The following is a 7,439-nucleotide window of genomic DNA, read 5'->3' on the forward strand; positions in this document are numbered from 1 at the left end:
CCGGCACCGCCAAAACGGCGTGCGCGCCACGCCGAGCCCGCGCTGAGCCTGTTTGGTTGTCACCTGTTCGTGTAACTCTTGTGCGGTGATGTGCGCACCTTGGCGGCTGCCATGAAGAGCGAGGACCGGCTGATCGCCGGTCGGTACCGGCTGTCGAAGCAGCTCGGCGCGGGCGGCATGGGTGTGGTGTGGCAGGCCTACGACGAGCGGTTGCACCGCACGGTGGCGGTCAAGCAACTGCTGGTGCCCGCGTCGCTGACCGCGCCGGAGGTCGAGGAGGTCAACCGGCGGGCCATGCGCGAGGGCCGGATCGCGGCCAAGTTGCAGCACCCGTCGTCGATCACCGTCTTCGACGTGGTCGAGGACGGCGGCGCCCCGTACCTGGTGCTGGAGTACGTGCCCTCGACGAACCTGTCGGTGGTGCTGCGCGAGCAGAAGACGCTGCCGCTGGACGAGGTGGCGAACATCGGCGCCCAGGTGGCCGCCGCGCTGGCCGCCGCGCACGAGGTGGGCGTGGTGCACCGGGACGTGAAGCCGGGGAACCTGCTGCTCGGCCACGACGACACCGTGAAGATCACCGACTTCGGCATCTCCCGGCTGGTCGAGGACGTCACCGGCACGACCACCACCAACATCGCGGGCACCCCCGCCTACCTGTCGCCGGAGGTGGCGCAGGGCAAGGCCGCCACCTTCGCCTCCGACGTGTTCTCCCTCGGCGCCACGCTGTACACCGCGATCGAGGGCGTCTCGCCGTTCGGGGCCAACGACAACACGATGGCGACCCTGCACCGGGCCGCGTCCGGGCAGATCGACCCGCCCCGCAACTCCGGTCCGATGACGGACCTGCTGCTGGCGATGCTGGCCACCGACCCGGCGGCCCGGCCGACGATGGCGGAGGTCCGCCGGGTGCTGGCCGAGCGCGACTGGGCTTCGGCCGAGGTACCGACCCAGGTGGCGACGCCGCTGCGCACGGAGAAGTTCGGCGCGGCGGCGGAGGCCCCCGCGCCGAGCGCCCCGCCCCCGGCCACGGCCGCGCTGCCCGTGGTGCCACCGCCCGCCCAGCGCCCCGACCCCGAGCCCGGGGACCCCGACCGCAAGCGCAAGGCGGCGCTGCTCGTCGGCGCGACGGCCCTGGTCGTCGTGCTGGCGGTGGCGATCGTCCTGGTGACGCTCAACCGCGACTCCGAGCAGGACCCGGTCGCCGCCCCGAACACCACGGTCTCCACGGTCACCGGTCCCCCCGGCACCAGCGCGGCGCCGCCGGCGGGCAACGAGCCCCCCACCGAGCCGCCCGCCCCCAGTTCCACCCCGGAGACGACCACACCCCCGCCGACGACGACCACGCAGCCGCCCCCGACCACCGCCCCACCGCCCGCCGGTGCCGAGGACACGCCGGAGGCCCGGGTCGCGGCGATCACCGGCTACTACGCGGGCCTGCCCGGCGGGACGGACCAGAACTGGGGCAGGCTGACCGCCGGCTACCAGCAGAAGACGGCGGGCGGCCTGTCCGGGTACAAGCGCTTCTGGAGCGGGTTCCGGGCCGTCTCGGTGGGCAACGTCGTGGCCAGCGGCCCCAACCAGGTCGACGCGACGATCACCTACACCCGCACGAACGGGGCCACCAGCACCGAGCGCACCCGGTTCACCATGGTCGCCGAGGACGGGATCTGGAAGATCGGCGGTTCGTCGGTCATCGGCAACGCCTGACCGCCGCGGCGGGCCTGTCGGGGTCGTCGGACCCGACGGCAACGGACCCCACCCGCGCGAACCGGCGAAAGCGGGCGGGCCGCCACCCGGTGGACGCGGCGACCGCCCACCGGGTCACGCGGCAGAACCTGGGTGAGGCTGCAGTACACGGTGTACTGGGTGCCGGTCTCCTGGTCCAGCCGCCATACCCTCGGCGTGTGCGAACTGAGCACGAGCTTGGTGCCCACCACGGTGAGGTCGGCCGCGGCGTCTCCGGTCGCCGACACCGTGATCTGCACCTTGCCCCCGTCCCCCATCTCGACCGGAACCCACTTCCCACTGCCTTTGTGGGCCTCCAGTTGGAACGTCGCGATGGATACGCTGTCCAGGAAAACAGCCCAATCCTGCTTCGACGAGGAATCGTTGAAGAAGCCGAGCGAGAACTTCATGGCAAGCCTCCGGGTTCGATGTCATCCGAGGGCATCGGCGGCATCGGCCTGCCGGAATCCTTCTTGCCGGTGACCCCGCGTCGCCTGGCCGACTGCGCAGAGCTTCTTGTCTTCCGTGATTTCACCCGGACAGGTCCAGCTTTCCTCGGTAGCGTACGAACTGCTCACAGATCAGCTCTCCTCGACCGACACGCGATTAGTCCACACCGCTTGTCACCCAGCGTCAAACCACTCCTCGAACGGGTGTCATCGCTGTTGGAGAAGCCATATCCGGAGCACACTCGGCCCTGCGCAGCCAGGCTACGGTTCACGTAGATCTTGGATACCGCAGCCTCAACCGTGTCACCTTTCGCCGAACAGAGAGCGACAATCACATGGCAGGCACGCGGTACACCCTCCGCGTCATCAACAATTCGAAGTCATTCCGGGACATGTGCGTCTACCAAATGGACCCGGATCTCGCCGCCAAGGGTGCGATGTCGGGCGCGGGCACGTTCGCCTTCCAGGGCAAGCCGAACGTCACCATGAGCCTGAACCCGCACCCGGTCTACTACCTGGTGGCGGGCAGCTACGTCCAGGGCGAGGTCCTCGACGTGGCGACCATGACCGATGCCGTGATGATCCAGTTCCCGGACAACGTGTACTCCATGACCGCGACGTTGAGCTCGGTCAACTCCTGGTCGGTCGCCCCCTCGGTCCAGGTGAACTCGTTGCAGTACAAGCAGGTCATCACAGAGCAGCGCAGCAGGATGCTCAGCTAGCCGCCCGCTGGTCCTACCGGCGCACCCGCGCGGGCGGACCAGCCGGGGTGCCCGGTCACACCGACTCGACCGGGCACCCCGCCGCGGTCCCGGTTGGGTCGTCGGTGATCAGCGGGTCCCTCCCGCATCCTGGTCGAGCACGCCGGTCAGCCAGTCGACGACCCCGGGCACCGAGGCCAGCACCGGCACGTCCGGGGTGCCCGGGCGGCGCACCACGACCACCGGCAGCCCCAGCTCCCTGGCCGCGTCGAGCTTGGCGACGGTCAGCGGGCCGCCGCTGTCCTTGGTCACCAGCACCTCGACCCGGTGCGCACGCATCAGCGCCAGCTCACCGTCGAGGGTGTACGGGCCGCGGTCGAGCAGCAGTTCGCACCGGGCGGGCAGCGGCGGGTCCGGCGGGTCGACGCAGCGCACCAGGAACCACTGCGGGGCGGCGGCGAAGGCGGGCAGGCCCTGGCGCCCGGTGGTGAGGAAGACGCGGTCGCCGAGGTCGGGCAGCAGCGCGGCGGCGGCGGTCAGGTCGTCGACCCAGTGCCAGGCGTCGCCGGGGCGCGGGGTCCACCCCGGGCGGCGGAGCAGGACCAGGGGCACGGCGGCGGCGCCTGCCGCGGTGGCGGCGGAGGCGCTGATCCGCTCGGCGAACGGGTGCGTGGCGTCCACCACGGCGGTCACGGACTCCGCGCGCAGGTACTCGGCGAGCCTGTCCGGTCCGCCGAACCCGCCCACCCGCACCTCCCCCACCGGCAGCCGGGGCCGGGCCACCCGACCGGCCAGCGAGGACACCACGCGGGTACTGGGGCGCTCGTGCAGGACCGCGGCCAAGGCGCGGGCCTCCGCGGTGCCGCCGAGGATCAGCACGGTCGGCACGACACCCCCGCCGGAAGCGCCGGGACGCGGTTGGGCACGCTGGTGCCATGAGCGGAGAGCGGCGCACGCCGGAGGGGTTGCGCTACGGCTGGACCACCGGGGCGTGCGCGACCGCGGCGACGACCGCCGCCTACACCGCCCTGCTGACCGGCGAGTTCCCCGACCCGGTGACCATCACCCTCCCGAAGGGACAGGCACCGGCGTTCGCGCTGGCGACCGAACACCTCGGGGACGGGGTGGCCACGGCGGGGGTGGTGAAGGACGCGGGCGACGACCCGGACGTCACCCACGGCGCCCTGGTCCGCTCGACCGTCCGCCCCGGCCCGCCCGGCTCCGGGGTGACCTTCCGCGCCGGTCCCGGTGTCGGCACGGTCACCAAGGCCGGGCTGCCGCTGCCGGTGGGCGAGCCCGCGATCAACCCGGTGCCGCGCACGCTCATGCGCGACCACGTGGCCGCGGTGGCCGCGCGGCACGGCGGCAGCGGTGACGTGGTCGTGGAGGTCTCGGTCGACGGCGGGGAGGAACTGGCCCGCAAGACCTGGAACCCGCGGCTGGGCATCCTCGGCGGCCTGTCGATCCTGGGCACGACCGGCGTGGTGGTGCCCTACTCGTGCTCGGCGTGGATCGACAGCATCCGCCGCGGCGTGGACGTGGCCAGGGCCGCCGGGTACACCCACGTGGCGGGCTGCACCGGGTCGACCTCGGAGAAGACCGTGGCCGCGCTGCACGGCCTGCCCGAGGACGCGCTGCTGGACATGGGCGACTTCGCCGGGGCGGTGCTCAAGTACCTGCGCCGCCACCCGGTGCCCCGGCTGACGATCGCGGGCGGCTTCGGCAAGCTGTCCAAGCTCGCCGACGGCCACCTCGACCTGCACTCGGGCCGCTCGCAGGTCGACCTCGCCGCCCTCGCCGCGACCGCCGTCGCCGCGGGCGGGGACGACGGTCTGGCGGCGCGCATCACCGCGGGCAACACCGCGCTGGAGGCGCTGCGCCTGGCCGAGGCCGCGGGCGTGCCGCTGGGCGACGCGGTGGCGGCCGGGGCGAAGGCCACCGCGGTCGAGGTGCTGCGGGGGGCCGAGGTGGCGGTGGACGTGGTGGTGATCGACCGGGCCGGGGTGGTCGTCGGTCGCGCTCACTGAGGCCGCTCGCGCTCGGCGGAGTAGAGGTGGCTGTCGCAGTGGCCCACGGGGTCGAGCACGCGGCCGACGATGATCACCGCCGTGCGCCGGATGCCCGCGGCGCGCACCTGCCCGGCGATGTCGGCGAGGGTGCCGCGCAGCACCACCTCGTCGGCGCGCGAGGCGTAGGCGACCACGGCGACCGGGCAGGTGGCGCCGTAGTTCGGGACCAGCTCGGCCACGACCTCGTCGATGCGCTGCACGGCCAGGTGCAGCACCACCGTCGACCGGCTGCGGCCCAGCGACGCCAGGTCCTCCCCGGGCGGCATCGGCGTCGCGCGGGCCGAGGTGCGGGTCAGCACGACGGTCTGGCCGACGCCGGGGACGGTCAGCTCGGTCTTGAGCGCGGCAGCGGCGGCGGCGAACGCGGGCACCCCGGGCACCACCTCGTAGGGCACCCCGGCCGCGTCGAGGCGGCGCATCTGCTCGGCCACGGCGCTGAACACCGACGGGTCGCCGGAGTGCAGCCGGGCCACGTCGTGCCCGGCGGCGTGCGCGGCGAGCAGCTCGGCGACGATCTCGTCCAGGGTGAGGTTCGCGGTGTCGACCCGGCGCGCGCCCGGCGGGCACAGCTCCAGCAGCTCGACCGGCACCAGCGCGCCCGCGTACAGGCACACCGGGGCGGCGGCCACGACCCGCTGCCCGCGCACGGTGATCAGGTCGGCCGCACCCGGCCCGGCCCCGATGAAGTGGACGGTCACTCGCTCTCCTTCACGGCTACCCACTGCGTCACCGGCATGGCTTGGCGCCACCCGGTGAAACCCCCGACCGGCCCGGCCCGGCCCACCGACACCCGGGTCAGCGTGCCGCCGACCTCGCCGTGCCAGCGCGCCACCAGCACCTCCGACTCCAGCGTCACGGCGTTGACCACCAGCCGCCCGCCCGGCCGCAGCGCCGCCCAGCACGCGGGCAGCACCCCGTCCGCCGTCACTCCCCCGCCGACGAACACCGCGTCCGGTTCCGGCAACCCGGCCAGCGCACCCGGCGCCGACCCGGTCACCACCCGCAGCTCCGGCACACCCAGCGCCAGCGCGTTGCGAGCGATCCGCGCGGCCCGGTCCTCCCGGGGTTCCACCGCGACGGCCCGGCACGCCGGGTCCGCCCGCGACCACTCGATCCCGACGCTGCCCGACCCGGCGCCCACGTCCCACAGCAGCTCACCCGGCTCGGGGGCCAGCGACGACACGGTCAGCGCGCGGACCTCCCGCTTGGTGATCTGCCCGTCGTGCTCGAACACGTCGTCGGGCAGCCCCGGCACCCGCGGCAGCCGCCGCGCCCCCGGGTCGGCGGCGCACTCGACCGCGACCACGTTCAGCGGACCCACCTCGCCCGACCACCCGGCGGCCGTCGCGGTGACCACGGCCTCGGTGTCCGCGCCGAGGTCGGACAGCACGGTCATCCGGCTGGACCCGAACCCCCGGTCGCGCAGCAGCGCGGCCACCGCCGCCGGGGTCTGCGAACCCTCGCTCAGCACCAGCACGCGGGCGCCCGGGTGCAGCGCCGCGTGCAGCCGCTCCACCGGTCGCGCCACCGCGCTGACCACGGCGACCTTGTCCAGCGCCCACCCCAGCCGGGCGCACGCCAGCGACGCCGACGACGGGTGCGGCAGCACGCGCACGGCGGTGTGCCGGGCCAGCGTGGTGCCGATGCCGTGGAACATCGGGTCCCCGCTGGCCAGCACGCACAGCACCGAACCGGCGTGCGCCGCGAGCAGGGCGGGGACGGCGGGCAGCAGCGGCGTCGGCCAGGCGACCCGTTCGGCGGTCACCTCGGGCGGCAGCAGGTCCAGTTGCCGGGAGGCGCCGAGCACGACCTCGGCGCGCGCGAGGGCCGAGCGGGACGCGGGCGCCAGCCCGGTCCAGCCGTCGGCGCCGATACCCACCACGGTGACCACGGGCGGCAACGCTAACCCACCCGCGCGGCCGAACAGCCGAGACGCGCACCACGTGGCTTGGCACCCGTCGGTGCGGGATGCGACGATCACGGGCAGACCAAGCAGGGTGTGCGGAGGAAACCGGTGCGAATCCGGTGCGGTCCCGCCACTGTGACCGGGGAGTTCCACCGTCGAGGTGCCACTGGGGCGCGAGCCCCGGGAAGGCGGCGGTGGCGCGGCGATCCGGGAGCCAGGACACTCGCCCCCTGCTCAAGACCGACCCGGGCGCGGACCCGGAGTGAGGATCGTGGCGTGCCCAGTCCTGCCGGTTTTCCCTTCTCGGCCGTCGTCGGCCACGCCGACCTGCGGTTGTCCCTGCTGCTCAACGCGGTGCACCCGGCGATCGGCGGGGTGCTGGTGCGCGGGGAGAAGGGCACCGCGAAGTCGACCGTGGTGCGCGCGCTCGCCGCGCTGCTGCCCGCGCTGGCGGTGGTCGAGGGCTGCCGGTTCAGCTGCGACCCCGCCGCCCCGGACCCCGGCTGCCCCGACGGCCCCCACGGTGACACGCAATCCGGCCCCGGCTCCACATCCCGACCCGCGCGGTTGGTGGAGCTTCCGGTCGGCG

Annotated in this window: 7 protein-coding genes, 1 pseudogene and 1 riboswitch; of the genes and pseudogenes, 4 read left to right on the forward strand and 4 right to left on the reverse strand. The window is 74.1% G+C overall.

What is annotated here, in order from left to right:
* Positions 1-111: 111 nt before the first annotated feature.
* Positions 112-1,707, forward strand: coding sequence for a serine/threonine-protein kinase (locus tag L6E12_RS24080; RefSeq protein ID WP_236230202.1), 1,596 nt, complete (start codon positions 112-114; stop codon positions 1,705-1,707).
* Here L6E12_RS24080 and L6E12_RS24085 read toward each other — a convergent pair.
* Positions 1,599-2,135: a hypothetical protein gene (locus L6E12_RS24085; protein ID WP_236230203.1), complete on the reverse strand. Its 537-nt coding sequence runs from the start codon at positions 2,133-2,135 to the stop codon at positions 1,599-1,601. The two genes, L6E12_RS24080 and L6E12_RS24085, sit on opposite strands and share 109 nt — an antisense overlap.
* A gap of 431 nt (positions 2,136-2,566) precedes the next feature.
* On the opposite strand from L6E12_RS24085, the gene L6E12_RS24090 reads away from it, so the two are divergent.
* Positions 2,567-2,896 carry a hypothetical protein gene (locus L6E12_RS24090; RefSeq protein ID WP_236230204.1) on the forward strand — a complete coding sequence of 110 codons (330 nt, stop codon included), beginning with the start codon at positions 2,567-2,569 and terminating at the stop codon, positions 2,894-2,896.
* Positions 2,897-3,004: 108 nt separating this feature from the next.
* Here L6E12_RS24090 and L6E12_RS24095 read toward each other — a convergent pair whose 3' ends face one another.
* Entirely contained in the window at positions 3,005-3,763 is a 759-nt protein-coding gene (locus L6E12_RS24095; RefSeq protein ID WP_236230205.1) for a cobalt-precorrin-6A reductase, read from the reverse strand.
* Positions 3,764-3,810: 47 nt separating this feature from the next.
* Between L6E12_RS24095 and L6E12_RS24100 the strand changes: the two genes are divergently transcribed.
* Positions 3,811-4,902, forward strand: coding sequence for a cobalt-precorrin-5B (C(1))-methyltransferase (locus tag L6E12_RS24100; RefSeq protein WP_236230206.1), 1,092 nt, complete (start codon positions 3,811-3,813; stop codon positions 4,900-4,902).
* Here the strand turns inward: L6E12_RS24100 and cobM are convergent.
* Positions 4,896-5,642: a precorrin-4 C(11)-methyltransferase gene (cobM, locus tag L6E12_RS24105; protein ID WP_236230207.1), complete on the reverse strand. Its 747-nt coding sequence runs from the start codon at positions 5,640-5,642 to the stop codon at positions 4,896-4,898. The genes L6E12_RS24100 and cobM overlap by 7 nt on opposite strands.
* Complete coding sequence (gene cbiE, locus L6E12_RS24110; RefSeq protein ID WP_236230208.1) at positions 5,639-6,835, reverse strand: precorrin-6y C5,15-methyltransferase (decarboxylating) subunit CbiE; 1,197 nt, start codon at positions 6,833-6,835, stop codon at positions 5,639-5,641. The genes cobM and cbiE overlap by 4 nt, the downstream gene beginning before the upstream one ends.
* Positions 6,836-6,948: 113 nt before the next feature.
* Positions 6,949-7,075, forward strand: a riboswitch (cobalamin riboswitch).
* A gap of 51 nt (positions 7,076-7,126) precedes the next feature.
* Here cbiE and L6E12_RS24115 point away from each other — a divergent pair.
* Positions 7,127-7,439: pseudogene (locus L6E12_RS24115) on the forward strand (protoporphyrin IX magnesium chelatase); the annotation flags it as partial.

This window comes from Actinokineospora sp. PR83 (genome assembly GCF_021056305.1).
Classification (GTDB): domain Bacteria; phylum Actinomycetota; class Actinomycetes; order Mycobacteriales; family Pseudonocardiaceae; genus Actinokineospora; species Actinokineospora spheciospongiae.